13 protein-coding genes are annotated in these 15,976 nt (G+C 35.0%); 2 read left to right on the forward strand and 11 right to left on the reverse strand.

The window, feature by feature from the left end; all coding sequences use genetic code 11:
- Positions 1 to 49 precede the first annotated feature (49 nt).
- The 4 genes from BLT57_RS05300 to BLT57_RS05315 all read right to left on the reverse strand — a co-directional run bounded on the left by BLT57_RS05300 (position 50) and on the right by BLT57_RS05315 (position 3,827).
- Positions 50 to 847, reverse strand: coding sequence for an anti-sigma factor (locus BLT57_RS05300; RefSeq protein WP_091423279.1), 798 nt, complete (start codon positions 845 to 847; stop codon positions 50 to 52).
- Between the two features lie 2 nt (positions 848 to 849).
- Positions 850 to 1,389 (reverse strand): RNA polymerase sigma factor, encoded by a 540-nt coding sequence (locus BLT57_RS05305; RefSeq protein ID WP_091426675.1) that lies wholly within the window; start codon positions 1,387 to 1,389, stop codon positions 850 to 852.
- 234 nt (positions 1,390 to 1,623) lie between these two features.
- Complete coding sequence (gene murB / locus BLT57_RS05310) at positions 1,624 to 2,637, reverse strand: UDP-N-acetylmuramate dehydrogenase (RefSeq protein ID WP_091423282.1); 1,014 nt, start codon at positions 2,635 to 2,637, stop codon at positions 1,624 to 1,626.
- On the reverse strand, positions 2,637 to 3,827 hold the full coding sequence (locus BLT57_RS05315; protein WP_091423283.1) for a pyridoxal phosphate-dependent aminotransferase: 1,191 nt from the start codon (positions 3,825 to 3,827) through the stop codon (positions 2,637 to 2,639). The genes murB and BLT57_RS05315 overlap by 1 nt, the downstream gene beginning before the upstream one ends.
- A gap of 109 nt (positions 3,828 to 3,936) precedes the next feature.
- Between BLT57_RS05315 and BLT57_RS05320 the strand changes: the two genes are divergently transcribed.
- Entirely contained in the window at positions 3,937 to 5,292 is a 1,356-nt protein-coding gene (locus BLT57_RS05320; protein WP_091423286.1) for an aspartyl protease family protein, read from the forward strand.
- 32 nt (positions 5,293 to 5,324) lie between these two features.
- On the opposite strand, the gene BLT57_RS05325 is transcribed toward BLT57_RS05320, so the two are convergent.
- The gene (locus BLT57_RS05325; protein ID WP_091426676.1) at positions 5,325 to 5,750 is read right to left on the reverse strand and encodes a DUF1573 domain-containing protein; all 426 of its coding nucleotides are present in this window, start codon (positions 5,748 to 5,750) and stop codon (positions 5,325 to 5,327) included.
- A gap of 185 nt (positions 5,751 to 5,935) precedes the next feature.
- Here BLT57_RS05325 and BLT57_RS05330 point away from each other — a divergent pair, with 185 nt between their 5' ends.
- Complete coding sequence (locus BLT57_RS05330; RefSeq protein WP_091423292.1) at positions 5,936 to 8,569, forward strand: valine--tRNA ligase; 2,634 nt, start codon at positions 5,936 to 5,938, stop codon at positions 8,567 to 8,569.
- A 52-nt stretch (positions 8,570 to 8,621) separates the two neighbouring features.
- Here the strand turns inward: BLT57_RS05330 and rodA are convergent, their stop codons facing one another.
- From rodA to purH, 6 genes are all read right to left on the reverse strand, one after another.
- Positions 8,622 to 9,905: a rod shape-determining protein RodA gene (gene rodA / locus BLT57_RS05335; protein ID WP_091423294.1), complete on the reverse strand. Its 1,284-nt coding sequence runs from the start codon at positions 9,903 to 9,905 to the stop codon at positions 8,622 to 8,624.
- Positions 9,906 to 9,907: 2 nt separating this feature from the next.
- The gene (mrdA, locus tag BLT57_RS05340) at positions 9,908 to 11,869 is read right to left on the reverse strand and encodes a penicillin-binding protein 2 (RefSeq protein ID WP_091423297.1); all 1,962 of its coding nucleotides are present in this window, start codon (positions 11,867 to 11,869) and stop codon (positions 9,908 to 9,910) included.
- Positions 11,866 to 12,372, reverse strand: a complete 507-nt coding sequence (locus BLT57_RS05345; RefSeq protein ID WP_091423300.1) for a rod shape-determining protein MreD — start codon at positions 12,370 to 12,372, stop codon at positions 11,866 to 11,868. Before BLT57_RS05345 ends, mrdA begins: the two co-directional genes overlap by 4 nt.
- Positions 12,365 to 13,189 carry a rod shape-determining protein MreC gene (gene mreC / locus BLT57_RS05350; RefSeq protein WP_091423303.1) on the reverse strand — a complete coding sequence of 275 codons (825 nt, stop codon included), beginning with the start codon at positions 13,187 to 13,189 and terminating at the stop codon, positions 12,365 to 12,367. The genes BLT57_RS05345 and mreC overlap by 8 nt, the downstream gene beginning before the upstream one ends.
- Positions 13,190 to 13,208: 19 nt before the next feature.
- Complete coding sequence (locus BLT57_RS05355; RefSeq protein WP_091423306.1) at positions 13,209 to 14,237, reverse strand: rod shape-determining protein; 1,029 nt, start codon at positions 14,235 to 14,237, stop codon at positions 13,209 to 13,211.
- A gap of 66 nt (positions 14,238 to 14,303) precedes the next feature.
- Positions 14,304 to 15,836 (reverse strand): bifunctional phosphoribosylaminoimidazolecarboxamide formyltransferase/IMP cyclohydrolase, encoded by a 1,533-nt coding sequence (gene purH / locus BLT57_RS05360; RefSeq protein WP_091423309.1) that lies wholly within the window; start codon positions 15,834 to 15,836, stop codon positions 14,304 to 14,306.
- Positions 15,837 to 15,976 lie beyond the last annotated feature (140 nt).

A 15,976-nucleotide genomic window follows, 5' to 3' on the forward strand; every position in this document is an offset into this window, starting at 1 on the left:
GAAGCCACTGAGGATTACTCCTCAGTGGCTTCTTTTTGTTTTAATTTTTCTAGTTATTCTTACTTTTTAAAGAAATCTCTGCAACAGCATTGTCAGATGCAATAGCATTATTGCCCTTAGGTTCAATGGTAATACTCAAGCCTAGTGCATCTTCAATATACGGTAATGACTGAAATTCTCGTTCTGAAGGATCCAAGATACCTAGATTCACCATTCTATCTTGCATTTCTGCCCAGATTTGGTAGGTTTGATTACCTGGTAATTGTGGTAATGACACTACATCAATCATAGATGTTTTATCCACGGCATTAATATATGCGACAGTTTTAAGGTCTTTAGCACGTTCATTTCCTCTCAAGACATACTTTTCTGTTTCAGGATTGTTAAGTCGCATGAAGCGACGCATTAAATCATCAAGTATACTATTATTCTCAGCGATATCACTTCGTAAGTCAAAAATTTCGTCAACAACAACTTGGTTTTCTTGCAGTAGCTTACGATTCTGTTGATACATCATCAGTGTTGATCCTGCAAATACTAAAGCTATAATGCTAGCCGCAATACTATACCAAGGTGTTTTGCGATGGGCACTTACTAATGCCATCACAGGAGCCGTCTCTTTACCTGCCTCTTTTTTGATGTTATCTAGAATAAAATGAGGTGCTTCAATAGCACTAGCTTTGGCTAAAATCTCTAGATTATCTTGTAATCTGAGATATTCGCTTTCCACTTCAGGGTAGGTTTCAATATAATGCTCGACTTGCAGGTTTTCTGAAGCAGAGGTTTCATCTAGGATATACTTCTCAAGTATACCTGATTGAAAAAAGTTATGTAATTTTTTTTCCATATTTAATTAATTTCTGGATCATAGACCTTCTTTAGCTCTCGTAATCCAATTTTTAATCTAGACTTTATGGTACCTAATGGAATATTTAATTCTTCGCTAGCCTCTTGTTGTGTCATGCCTTCAAAAAATAAGGCTTGTAAGACTATTTGATACTTTTTGTCTAATCGCGCCACATGCTCTTTTAAATCTATAACGTCCTGATTCAAACTTGCTGTTGGTAAGATATATACGTTAGATTTGTCAATTTGGACTTCTTTCTCGAATCTATTGCTAAAACTTCTTAGTTTATCAATAGCCGTATTTTTAGCAATACGGTAAAGCCATGTAAATAGTTTTGCTTTTTTTGAATCGTATTTATGTGCGTTTTTCCAGACCTTCACGAAGGTTTCTTGAAGGGCATCTTGTGCCAATTCTTCATTAATTGTAACTTTTAAAATCACACCATAGAGACTATCTGCATAGTTTTCATAGAGCAGATCGAGAGCTTTGTTGTCCCCTTCCGCCAATAATTTAACAATATGTGTTTCAAGAGGTGTGCTCAAAAAAATCAATGTTTTAAAATGAATTCAGAAATATGAACAAAAAAACGTCCAAAGAAGGATTCTGATCGTAAATAAGGTTAAGATGGTAAAATTACTAAAATAAAAATAACGGAATTTAATCCAGTATCATATAATTTCTGTAGAATAGATTTTTTCTTAAAAGAAAATTGATTAATAGCATACTCAAAACTATTCTGTAGTGAACTGAGCCTCATTTATTTGAGGCTTTTTTATTTAGATGATATTAACTTCGGCCTCTAAGTGAATGTTAAAAATCCTAGATACTGTTTCTTGAATGAGTTGTGATAGTTTCAAAATATCATCTCCTTTAGCTCCACCATAATTAACAAGAACTAAAGCTTGTTTTTTGTGAACACCATAATTACCAAATGTTTTACCTTTAAAACCCGCCTGTTCAATAAGCCAACCAGCAGGAACCTTTATCTCTTCATTAGAAATGACGTAATGTGGGATATCTGGAAAATTCACTTGGAGCTCTTCGAGTTGAGCTCTTTTAATGATTGGGTTCTTGAAAAAACTACCAGAGTTTCCAATCTCTTTTGGATTAGGTAATTTACGTTCTCTAATTGCAATAACAGCTTTTGATATATCATGAATGCTTGGTTGACGCACACTCATTTTTTCTAACTCAGTCTTAATGGCACCATAATTAGTGTTTAAATTGTGATTATTTGTAGTTAATTTAAAGACAACACTCACAATGATATATTTTCCTTTAGCATGCTGCTTGAAAATAGAATTACGATAATCAAAGGCACATTCTTTGTTGCTGAAGGTTTCGAGTTCTAAGGTTTCTAAATTTAATGCAGTACAGCTGTGGAAGCTATCCTTTAACTCCACACCATAGGCTCCAATGTTTTGAATTGGACTCGTACCAACATTACCAGGTATTAAGGACAAATTTTCTAATCCGCCAAAGTCTTGATCTAAAGTCCAAAGCACAAATTCATGCCAGTTTTCGCCTGCGAGACATTCAACTAAAACCTGATTATTTAGAAGTGATTTTACCGAAATCCCTTTTAGGTTTAAATGAATGACTAAAGCTTCAATGTCTTTGGTAAGTAGCATATTGCTCCCGCCTCCTAAAATAAATTTATCAGGATAAGTGTCTAATTTATAAATGGATATTAAATCATCTATACTATGAACAGATACAAAGTGTTTGGCTTTAACATCTATTGCAAAAGTGTTAAAGGACTTTAAAGATATGTTTTGTAGAAAATGCACTAATCTTTATATACTTTTAGAGCTTCTTTTAAAATATGAACTGATTTTATAAGACTTTCAGAGTTCAGTACGTATGCAATTCTAATTTGATTTAATCCAACACCTGGTGAACTGTAAAATCCAGCAGCTGGTGCAACCATAACAGTTTCACCGTTTACATCAAAAGATTCGAGTAGCCAACGCGCAAAATTATCAGAATTTTTTATTGGTAATTCAGCAATACAATAAAAAGCTCCTTTGGGGTTAGCCACCTTCACGCCTTCTATTTTGCTCAGTTCTTTCACAAGAATATTGCGACGTTCTACATATTCTTCAATAACATCATCAAAGTAACTCTGAGGGGTTTCTAAAGCGGCTTCACTTGCAATCTGACCCAATGTTGGAGGACTCAATCTTGCCTGAGCAAATTTTAGTGCCGTTTGAATAACCTGTTTGTTTTTTGTCACTAGACACCCAATGCGGGCTCCACACATACTATAACGTTTAGACACAGAATCTATAACGATTGCATGGTCTTCTAGGCTTGGCTCTTGCAATACAGAATAATGCTTAATTCCATCATATGCAAATTCGCGATATACTTCATCCGCAATTAGAAATAAATCGTGCTTTTTAACTATACTTGCTAGTTTTTTAATTTCTTCAGGTGAATACAAATAGCCAGTAGGGTTTCCAGGATTACATATGAGTATGGCTTTAGTTTTTGGAGTGATTAATTTTTCAAACTCTTCTATTGGAGGTAAAGCAAAATTATCTTCAATCTTAGAAATAACAGGTACTACTTTAACCCCTGAAGCTACAGAAAATCCATTATAATTTGCATAAAAAGGTTCTGGTATAATAACTTCATCCCCAATATCAGTAATGCTCCCGAAAGCAAAAAGCAAAGCTTCACTTCCTCCTGTAGTAACGATGATGTCTTCCTGCTTGACATGAATATTATTGTTCTTATAATAATTTGCCAATTTTTCACGAAACGCTTCAGAGCCTTCAGAACGCGTGTATGCTAAAATATCTAAAGAATGTATTTTTACAGCATCCAAGGCTATTTGGGGCGTTTTTATGTCAGGCTGACCAATATTTAAGTGATAAACTGTTTTGCCTTTTTTATAGGCTTCTTCCGCGTATGGAACGAGTTTACGAATTGGTGATTCTGGCATGGAAAGGCCTTTCTTAGAAATTGTTGGCATGTTTGAGAATTTAGATGGTAAAGTTCTGAAAATAATCTTAAATTTTCTTTAAAAAATAACGTTAAAAAAATATAATGAAATAAACATTTGTAACTTCGTGGGTATTCATATGAATTACAGTAGATCCCGTCAAATATCATTTCTATTTATTGTTGCTTGTTTTAGTTTTTCTTTTGGACAAGGAAAGTTTAACTTGCCCAGACAAGATACTGATAAGATTCGATTTCAATTAATAAACAATTTAATTGTAATACCGGTCGAAGTTAATGGTGTCGAGCTATCTTTCATACTCGATACAGGTGTTAGTAAACCTATACTTTTTAATATTACCAATACAGATTCATTGCAAATGAATAATGTAGAATCTATATTCTTAAGAGGTCTTGGTGATGGCCAACCAGTTAAAGCATTGCGATCGAAGAATAACTTTTTTAAAATCGGAAATGCAATTAATATCAACCAAGATATTTATGTAGTTTTTGATCAGAGTATAAATTTTACCCCGAGATTGGGTATTCCTGTTCATGGAATTATCGGTTATAGTTTGTTTAAAGATTTTATAGTTGAGATAAATTATAAATCCAAGCTTATTAAATTACATAAAAGAGATAAGTATAAATATAAATCTTGTAAAAAATGTGAATCATTTGATTTAAGGTTTTATAAGAACAAACCTTATATAGATGCTCAAATCACTATAGGAAATAATAATTTACCTGTATCCTTACTAATAGACACTGGAAGCAGCGATGCTTTGTGGTTATTTGAAGATGAAACATTAGGAATTACATCATCTTACAGTAATTATTTTAATGATTTTTTAGGACGGGGTCTCAGTGGTACTGTCCATGGTAAACGTTCAAAAGTTGCGTCTTTCAAGTTGAAAAAATTTGAACTTAAAGATGTGAATACGGCTTTTCCAGATTCGGCCTCTATTCGTTTTGTAAGACGGAATGAAAATAGAAATGGTAGTTTGTCGTCTGAGATTTTAAAACGGTTTAATATTATTTTTGATTATGAAGGGTCAAAAATAACGCTAAAGAAAAATGCAAACTTTAAATCAGACTTTAATTATAATAGAAGTGGCATTGTTCTAGAACAGCGCGGCTTTAGATTGGTTCAAGAACGTTTTACCAAACGCACATTGGATAACTATGGGCGCTCTAATGATAATAATACAGTGATTAGTACTACACAATCCTATCGAATGGACGTGAAACCTGCCTATACAATCGTTGAAATTAGGGATAATTCTCCGGCCCAGCGGGCAGGTTTATTGGTAGGGGATGTCATACTTTCTATTAATGGTAAAGAAGCCCATCAATTAAAACTTCAGGAGGTTATTGAGTATTTTAGGGAGCGTGTTGGTAGGACCATAAAGTTGAAGATTGAGCGGAACAATCAGAGACTATACTTTATGTTTCAGTTAGAAGATGTGTTTAAAAAAAAAGAACTCCCTAAATAGAGAGTTCTTATCACTTGTATATTTGAAACGTTTTATTGCTCCATTACACTTTTGTTCTTCTTTTCAAGTACACTTGTCTTGCTTGGGTCAATTACCAAGCCTTTGATTTTAAGTGCCACTGTAGGGCGATCGGCATTAGATGTAACAGTAATGGTCTTTCTAATTGGGTTCACTCTATTTGTGTCGTACTTTACCTCAATTTCTCCGGTTTCACCTGGCATAATTGGGCCTTCTGGTTTTTTTGGAACCGTACAACCACAAGTTGATTTTACATTAGTTATAATAAGTGGTGCATTTCCAGTATTGGTAAACTCGAAAACTCTAACACCATTCGCACCTTTTTCAATGGTGCCATAATCAACTACTTCCGACTTAAATTCAATTTTTGCTACTTTTTCTTGAGCAAATGCTCCGAAGCTTAAAAACGCTACACATAAAATTACTACTAAATTTTTCATCATTTTAATTTTAAATTGATACTATCAAAACTACTTACTTTTTAGGTTTCTGCAAAATAAATTAGTTGTATGACCTATAATTAACACTATTATCAATTAAGTTGGTCATTATTTTGACTATTCATTTCGCGAAAAAAGAAATATAAGTACTTTTGTCAGTTATAAAGCAAAAACAATACCAAAGCATGGAAATCCCATCAAAATATTCAGCACAAGACGTAGAAAACAAGTGGTACGACTACTGGATGGTAAATAAGTATTTTCATTCAACACCCGATGAGAGAGAGCCTTATACCATTGTTATTCCACCTCCAAATGTAACTGGAGTCCTTCATATGGGGCATATGCTGAACAATACAATTCAAGATGTATTAATTCGTCGAGCGCGATTAAAAGGGAAAAACGCCTGCTGGGTACCTGGAACAGATCATGCATCTATTGCAACAGAAGCCAAGGTCGTAGCGAAATTGAAAGCTCAAGGTATTGACAAAAATGATTTAACTCGAGAGGAATTCTTAGAGCATGCATGGGAATGGACAGAAGAATATGGAGGGGTTATACTAGAACAGCTTAAAAAATTGGGTTGCTCTTGTGATTGGGATCGCACTAAATTTACCATGGATGATGACATGAGCGAAGCCGTTATAAAGGTATTTGTCGATTTACATAACAAAGGCTTGATTTATAGAGGATATCGCATGGTCAATTGGGATCCGGAGGCTAAGACAACTTTGTCTGATGAAGAAGTAGAATATGTTGAAAAGCAGGGCTTACTTTATTACTTAAAGTATCAAATCGAAGGAAGTGACGAGTTGCTTACCATAGCGACCACACGCCCTGAAACTATTTTTGGGGATACCGCCATATGTATCAATCCAAACGATGAGCGTTTTAATCACCTAAAAGGCAAAAAAGCCATTGTTCCTATCTGCGGAAGGGTAGTGCCAATTATTGAAGATGAATATGTAGATATCGAATTTGGTACGGGTTGTTTAAAAGTGACACCAGCTCATGATGAAAATGATAAAATGTTAGGAGATAAGCACCATCTTGAGGTCGTTGATATTTTTAATGATGATGCCACATTTAATAGCAATGGTATGCATTACAAAGGTCAAGATCGTTTTGTTGTAAGAAAAGCGATTGTCAAAGAATTGGAAGCCTCTGGAATGCTAGAAAAGACAGAGAATTACGTAAATAAAGTTGGAATTTCAGAACGCACAAAAGCAGTGATAGAACCTCGTTTGAGTGATCAATGGTTTCTAAAAATGAAAGACTTAGCTCAGCCTGCAATAGACGCTGTTTTGACTAATGGAGATATTAAACTATTTCCAAAGAAATTTGAAAACACTTACAGGCATTGGATGGAAAACATTCGCGATTGGAACATTTCGCGTCAATTACTTTGGGGACAGCAAATACCTGCTTATTTCTATGGTGATGGTAAAGAGGATTTCGTGGTAGCTGAAAATAGTAACGAGGCTTTAAAGCTAGCACAAGAAAAAACAAAGAATTCATCTTTAACGGCTGATGATATTACTCAAGATTCTGATGCTCTAGACACCTGGTTTAGTTCTTGGCTGTGGCCTATGAGTGTATTTGATGGGATTCGAAATCCCGAAAATGAAGAGATTAAGTACTATTATCCAACAAATGATTTGGTAACAGGTCCAGATATATTGTTTTTCTGGGTAGCACGTATGATTATCGCAGGTTATGAATACAAAGGAGAAAAGCCATTTGAAAATGTTTACCTCACGGGATTAGTGAGAGATAAGCAACGACGTAAGATGTCTAAATCTTTGGGGAATTCTCCTGATGCATTGAAACTTATTGGGGATTATGGCGCCGATGGTGTTCGTGTAGGCTTATTGTTGAGTTCTGCAGCTGGAAATGACTTAATGTTTGATGAAGATTTATGTCAGCAAGGAAAACAGTTCGCTAATAAGATTTGGAATGCCTTTAGATTAATTAATGGCTGGGAGGTTGACCCAAGTATTAGTCAGCCAAATTCTAGTAAAATAGCCTCGGAATGGTTTGAATCTAAGTTTCAAAAAACGATAGTAGAAATAGAAGATCACTTTAGTAAATATCGTTTAAGTGATGCGCTTATGGCGACTTATAAGTTAATTTGGGATGACTTTGCATCTTGGTTATTAGAGATTGTTAAACCTGCTTATCAACAGCCTGTAGATGAACAGACCTTAAAGAGTGTTATTGCACATCTTGAAAACATATTAAAGATTTTACATCCGTTTATGCCTTTCTTAACGGAAGAGATATGGCAATGTATTGCTGAACGTTCACCTGATGAAGCACTAATCATCGCGAAGTGGCCAGAAACTGCAGAAATTAATGAAGAATTGATTGCTGAATTTGATTTTGCCTCTGAAGTTATTTCCGGAATTAGAAATATTAGAAAACAAAAGAATATTGCCTTTAAAGATGCGATTGGCTTTTCAGTAATAAACAGTGAAAATGTTGGAGCAACTTTTGATGAGGTAATTATTAAGTTAGGCCATCTCGATAGCTTCAACTATGTGAGCGACTCGGTAGAAGGTGCATTGACGTTCCGGGTGAAATCAAATGAATATTTTATTCCAATGGAAGGGAGTATTGATGTTGAATCTGAAATAAAGAAATTAACGGATGAACTCAGCTACACTGAAGGGTTTTTGAAATCGGTTCAAAAGAAATTATCTAACGAGCGCTTTGTAGCAGGAGCGCCTGAGCAAGTTGTTGCTTCAGAAAAGAAAAAGGAAGCAGATGCTATGGCTAAAATTGAAACCTTAAAAACAAGTTTAGCTAGTTTAAAGTAAATACTAAAAGTAACTATCTTAATAGAAGGAGTCATAATTGGCTCCTTTTTTATTACCACTCATTAATCTTATTACTATCAAGCTTTACAAAAATAAATAGTAAAATGGTGAAGCCCCAGAGTCCGGAACCACCATAGCTAAAAAAGGGCAGGGGAATCCCGACGGTTGGGATTAAGCCCATTACCATACCTGTGTTAATGGTGAAATGAATAAATAAAATGGAAGCTACACCATAACCATATACCCGACTAAATTGTGATTTCTGTGATTCGGCGAGATAGAGGACTCTAATTATTAGGGCCATAAATAAGAGTACAACTAGAGAACTTCCAATAAATCCCCATTCCTCACCAACCGTACTAAATATATAATCGGTATGTTGTTCAGGCACAAATTTACCTGTTGTTCTAGTGCCCTGTAAGAAGCCTTTTCCTGTGAGTCCTCCAGAACTAATTGCCTGTTCTGATTGAATCAAATTATAAGCCTCTTCTTTTTTCATTTGCTCTAGCTTGATGGGATCTTTTTCCAATCGTAACCATAAACTAATGCGATTTTGTTGATGCGGCTTTAATACATGTTGATAAAAGAGTTTAATGCCAGAGGAAAATACGACACAAATCACAAGAATAACGATAGATTGAATGATGGATAATCGTTTCTTTTTTCTTCGGAAGAAATAGACTCCAAAAATAAAAGCACCTGCAATGATAGCAGTAATTAAAACGCCAAACTTTAAACCTAAGACAGCCAGAATAATTATGGATAAGGCAATTGCCAAATAAATTTGTTGTAAACCTTCTCGGTAAAACACAAAAAAGAAAGACGCATATACGAGCGTACTTCCAGCATCATTTTGTAATAGAATTAAAATTGCCGGCACAATTATAATGGCTACAGCTTTAAGCTGGTCCTTTAGGGTATTCATATTTGTTTGAAGATCACTCATGTATTTTGCGACTGCAAGGGCAGTAGCAAACTTGGCGAACTCGCTAGGTTGTATGGTCATGCTCCCAATACCATACCATGATCTTGCGCCATTAACATCTTTCCCGAAGATAAATAATCCTACCAGAGAAAGCATTGCAATGATATATATGACACTCGCAAATCGTTCATAAAATTTAGCTTCAATAGAGAGTATCAATACAATCAACACGAAAGTTAAACCAAGAAACACGGCATGTTTTCCATAAAGTTGGCTCATGTCAAAATAGCTTTCAATTTCTCCAATATGAGAAGCAGACATAATATTCAACCAACCAAAACCCACGAGTAATAAGAACAGAATGATGATGATCCAATCAAATCTAAAACTTTTATGGCTTTCTCTATTCATTCTTATTGATTGTTCTGATTAGAATTGATGCGAATAGAATTATTTAAGTCGTTATCTATTGGTGCTTGAACTTTATCTACCACTTGCAAGGTCGTTTCGCCATTGATTTTAAAAGGTTTGCCAGAATAAGGTTTAGCATATTCATTTTCGAGGCTATGAGTTAAAATCCAATTCTCCATATCGGTTCTGGTGATCTCGCCATTAATGTATTTTTCAATCATTAAACTTGCCATACGACCAGCAAACCGACTTCCCCAATACCCATTCTCAACAAAAACGGCAATAGCAATTTGTGGATTATCTTTTGGAGCAAATGCCACAAAGATAGAATGGTCAGTCAATTGTGTTTTAACACCGTCGATTTTCATAAAGTTCTCAGCCGTTCCTGTTTTTCCGCAGATATCAATTCCGGGAATTCGCAGTGTAGCTGCGGTTCCTTTATTATACACATCAAACATGCCCTCTATTACTGGCTCAAAATGACGTTTATCTATAGTTGTATAATTTGGTACTAAATATTTACTAGGAATCGTGTCACCTTCAATTGATTTAATAATATGTGGTGTATAATAATACCCGCGATTTCCAATAGCTGCGGCCATATTTGCTAATTGAATTGGCGTTGCTTCAACTTCACCTTGACCAATTGCGTTAGACACATTATAGGTAGATCCCCAACGATTCTTGCCGTAGGCTCTGTCGTAATAATCACCATCTGGAATTCGACCTCGTTGGCCAACAGGCAAGTCATAGCCTAGATAATCCCCAAGACCAAAACTTTTAGCATGTGCCGCCCATGTATTCATTGTTTCACCTGCATCGTCATATTTATCTATGATCCTTCTGTATATATTAACAAAATAGGCATTACAAGATTGTGAGATTCCATTGTTCATGTCAACCGGACTTTTATGATGGTGACAGCCAGTGAGTTTTCTACTTCCGTAATAATAGCCCATTCTACAGGTTACTTTATCGGTAGTTTCAACAACCCCTTCTTGCAATCCAATTAATGCGTTAATGACTTTAAACGGAGACCCTGGAGGATACTGAGCTTGTAAGCCTCTATCCCAAGTAGGACGTGCAATAGTATCTAAAAATAATCTGGAAAAATTTTTGTTTCGTTCTCTACCAACGAGTAAATTGGGATTATAACTAGGACCCGTGACTAAGGCAAGAATCTCACCATTCTTTGGATCAATCGCAACGATGCCTCCTCGTTTATTCGTCATGAGCAACTCACCGTATTGTTGTAATTCCGAATCTATAGTAATTGTAATATCTTTACCAGGTTGCGGTAATGTATCATGGCGTCCTTCATTGAACGGACCAATATTTTTATTAAAGCGATCTTTTTGAATAAACTTAATCCCCTTTACGCCTCGTAATTCTTTTTCATAGGATAGCTCAACACCTTGCTTACCAATAAGGTCTCCCATTTTGTAATAAGGCTCTTTATCTATAATGCGTCTATTAACTTCACCAATATCTCCTAAAACGTTAGCTCCAATGGACGTTTGGTAATCTCTGAGTGACCGTTTTTGAATGTAAAACCCTTCAAATTTTCGCATCTTTTCTTGAAGGACAGCATAGTCTTTTTTTGACAATTGAGGTACAAAAACTGAAGGTAGTCGTGGTGAATAGTTCGTAGCTCGATTAAATTTCTTATGATAATCCTCAATAGAAATTTTCAGTAATGAACAAAATTCTGTTAATGCAGTGTCATCTAAAGGTTTCACTTCTCGTGGGATTACCATGACATCATATGATGGTTGATTCGCTACAAGAAGTTTTCCGTTTCGGTCATAAACATAGCCACGTTTTGGGTAATCATAAACCTTTCTAATTGCATTGTCATCAAATAGACTGTAAGTTTGTTTTTTATAGACCTGCAAATAAAATAAACGGGCAATAAATAAAAGTCCTACGGTAACTACGGTTAATAAAAGTAGTAGTTTTCTCATCGTTGTTTGCTACTGAAAAGAATAGAGATTAGAATACAAAGTATAAGTGTGAAAACACTTGAAAATAACGTTTTCTGAGCTATTAAAATTATATTGGAAATGTTAAATATCTCTAACATAAACATCAAGAGATGATGAATGACAATTAGAATTGAAAAATAAATGACACGGTTACCAAATTCAGTATTATTAAACTTGATGTTTTGATGCTCATAGATCATTCCAAAGGCAAATTTTAAAATGGCAGGTCTAATAAAAGCAATAGTAACACATGAGGCGGCATGAACACCTCCTGAATCTGAAAATATATCAACAAATAATCCCAGCATGAAACTGATAAAAATAAAAAGTGTTCGGTTGTTGTTCGCGGGAAATAATAAAATAAATAGAATGTATGGATATGGATTGATACACCCCATGAAATTGATATTATTAAATATCAATACCTGTGCTAAAATCAACACAAAAAACCTGATGATGTTATTAAAGTTCAGACTATTCATCCCTCGGATTTTCTAATAGTTTGATTTCTTCAGTATCTAAATTTTCAATGATATAGACATGAGATAAATTGGTCATATCATTAAATAGTTTCACATCAATAGTATAGGTGTCACCGCTAATATCTAAAACAAAAGCATCAATTATTCCAATAGGTAATCCTTTTGGAAAAATAGAAGATTCTCCACCAGTAACTATCGTGTCGCCTTGTTTTATTGGAGCAAATTTAGAAATATCTGTAAGCTGCGCTAAAGATGAAGACTTCGCATTCCATTTAAGTGATCCAATATGATTGCTAGCCTTAAGTTGCGCATTTATTCTGCTTTTTGTGTTTAATATTGAAAGCACTCTCGAATAGCTATTGGAGGTGTTATCAATAATACCAACGATTCCTTTTGATGTAATTACAGCCAAATCTTCTTTTACATCATTTTTTTCCCCCTTATTAAGAGTGATATAATTTTTAGAAGCGGCATAGTTATTATTGATGACATTTGCTATTTGAACCTTATATCGTCCACTATATGAAGTGGTATCAATGGATGTTGTGTTAGTCGTAGAATCTATTCCATTTAACAACTGAGAGCGTAATCTATTGTTTTCCTCAATAAGGATATTGTTTTGTTCTTTGAGATCGAAATAGTTAGAGATGCCACTGGCGCTTTCATAGATACGGCCAGTCAAAACATTAGCAGAGTTAATGAATTTACTTTTATGATAAGAATGTGATTGAATTGTAAGCGCTAATGAAATACCAAACAACAGCAGAAACAAAAGGGAAGTCTTGTTTCTAATAACAAAATTTATAATCTGTTGCATGTTAAGTAGGTATTCTCAGTTATTTTATCAATACACTTTTAAATTTTGCTAAGTTTTTAAGTGTGATTCCTGTACCGCGTACAACAGCTCTTAACGGATCTTCAGCAATGTATACTGGAAGATCAGTTTTTTGCGACAAACGCTTGTCTAAACCTCTTAACATCGATCCGCCACCTGCTAAATAGATACCTGTATTATAAATATCTGCTGCCAATTCAGGAGGAGTTTGTGATAAGGTTTCCATCACTGAATCTTCAATTCTTAGAATGGATTTGTCGAGTGCTTTTGCTATTTCGCGATAAGAAATTTGAACTTGCTTTGGCTTTCCTGTTAAAAGATCACGACCTTGAACACTCATTTCTTCTGGCGGAAGATCTAGGTCTTCAGTCGCTGCTCCAATTTGAATTTTTATCTTTTCCGCAGTGCGATCACCTACATAAAGGTTGTGCTGAGTACGCATGTAATAAATAATATCGTTGGTGAATACATCACCAGCGACCTTGACTGATTTGTCACACACAATACCGCCAAGAGCAATAACAGCAATTTCTGTGGTACCGCCTCCAATATCGACAATCATATTTCCTTTTGGTTGCATGATGTCAATACCAATCCCAATAGCAGCTGCCATTGGTTCATGAATTAAATATACTTCTTTACCATTAACGCGTTCACAAGACTCTTTTACTGCGCGCATTTCTACTTCAGTAATACCAGAGGGAATACAAACGACCATACGAAGTGCAGGTGTAAATAATTTCTTCTTAAGTGCTGGAATATTTTTAATAAACATGCTTATCATTTGCTCAGACGCATCAAAGTCGGCAATTACGCCATCTTTTAAAGGTCTAATGGTTTTGATATTTTCATGTGTTTTTCCTTGCATCATGTTGGCTTCTTTACCAACGGCAATTATTTTACCTGAAATTCTATCACGTGCAACAATTGAGGGACTATCAACAACAACTTTGTCATTGTGGATAATAAGTGTGTTTGCCGTTCCTAAATCTATGGCTATTTCTTCGGTTAAGAAATCAAAAAATCCCATGTGCTATTTTAATATTTTGAGGTCGTTATTTTATTCAGTTCTTGATGTGTTGTAAATGTAATAAAATTAATGCTTAAAATGACGTGTTCCTGTCATTACCATTGCTAAATTATTTTCATTACAATAATCGATAGTTAATTGATCTTTAATGGAGCCTCCGGGTTGAATCACAGCAGTGATACCTGCGTTGTCAGCGATTTCTACACAATCAGGGAACGGGAAGAATGCATCACTTGCCATGACAGCACCTTTGAGATCAAAATTAAATGACTGTGCTTTATGTATGGCTTGATTAAGCGCATCTACACGACTTGTTTGTCCTGTTCCGCTGGCACACAATTGTTTGTTTTTAGCTAAAACAATCGTATTAGACTTGGTATGCTTACAGATTTTTGAGGCGAATATTAAATCTTCTAACTCATTTTGAGTTGGTGTATTATTCGTGGCATGCGTTACATCTTTCACGCTGTCGGTTTTGTTATCTTTATCTTGAACTAATACCCCATTAAGACAGGTTCTAACTGTTGTTTGAGAAAATGCCACATCCTTTAGAATTAATAAAATTCTATTCTTTTTACCTTTTAAAATGGTTAAGGCGTCTTCAGAAAATGATGGTGCAATAACGACTTCGCAGAATAAAGTGTGAATGTCTTCAGCGGTAGCTTTATCAATTTCTGTATTGGCAATTAAAACACCTCCAAAGGCTGAAACAGGGTCTCCAGCGAGTGCGTCAACATAAGCTTGATGAATGGTGTCGCGTTGTGAAAAGCCACAGGCATTGTTGTGTTTTAAAATCGCAAAGGTAGGGGCCTCGCCTTTAAACTCGTTCATGAGGTTTACTGCAGCATCCACATCTAACAAATTGTTGTAACTGAGTTCTTTTCCATGGACCTTGGTAAATACATCGTCAAAATTTCCAAAGAAAAATCCACGCTGATGTGGGTTTTCTCCATAGCGTAATACTTTACCATTAGTTTCACTAATCTTGAGCGAGGCGATCTCATGATCGGCATTGAAATAGTTGAATATCGCAGAATCATAATGTGAGGACACGTTAAATGCTTTTGCGGCATATTGTTTTCTGTCGGCTTCGGATGTGTCTCCGTTTTTAGAGTTTAATAATTCTAAAAATTCAGCGTAATCATCTACTGACGATACACAAATAACATCTGCATAATTTTTTGCTGCGGCTCTAATCAACGAAATACCACCAATATCAATTTTTTCAATAATATCTGTATGAGATGCTCCAGATGCAACTGTTTTTTCAAAGGGGTATAAATCTACAATTACTAAATCGATTTGAGGGATATCAAAATCGACCAATTCAGCAACATCACTATCATTATTTTGACGATTTAAAATTCCACCAAATACTTTTGGATGCAATGTTTTTACACGTCCACCAAGAATAGAAGGATATGAAGTAACATCCTCTACTGGTACGACATTAATACCTAAATCTTTGATAAATTTTTCTGTTCCACCTGTTGAATAAATAGTGACATTTTGTTCGTTAAGTTTTTTGACGATAGGTTCTAATCCGTCTTTACTAAATACTGAAATTAATGCCGATGTAATGGTTTTGTTGTTGCTCATTGTTGTGTTGTTGTAATTGCTATTCCGTACCTCGGAATACCGATGAAAAATTAAAGCCCAAAAATACATAATATCAAGGGTTATTGTAAGTTGAAATCGTAGTTTATTTAAGTTTTTTGTAACAAAAAATTGTTGAAAAC

The organism is Formosa sp. Hel1_31_208 (genome assembly GCF_900104785.1).
Lineage (GTDB): Bacteria > Bacteroidota > Bacteroidia > Flavobacteriales > Flavobacteriaceae > Psychroserpens.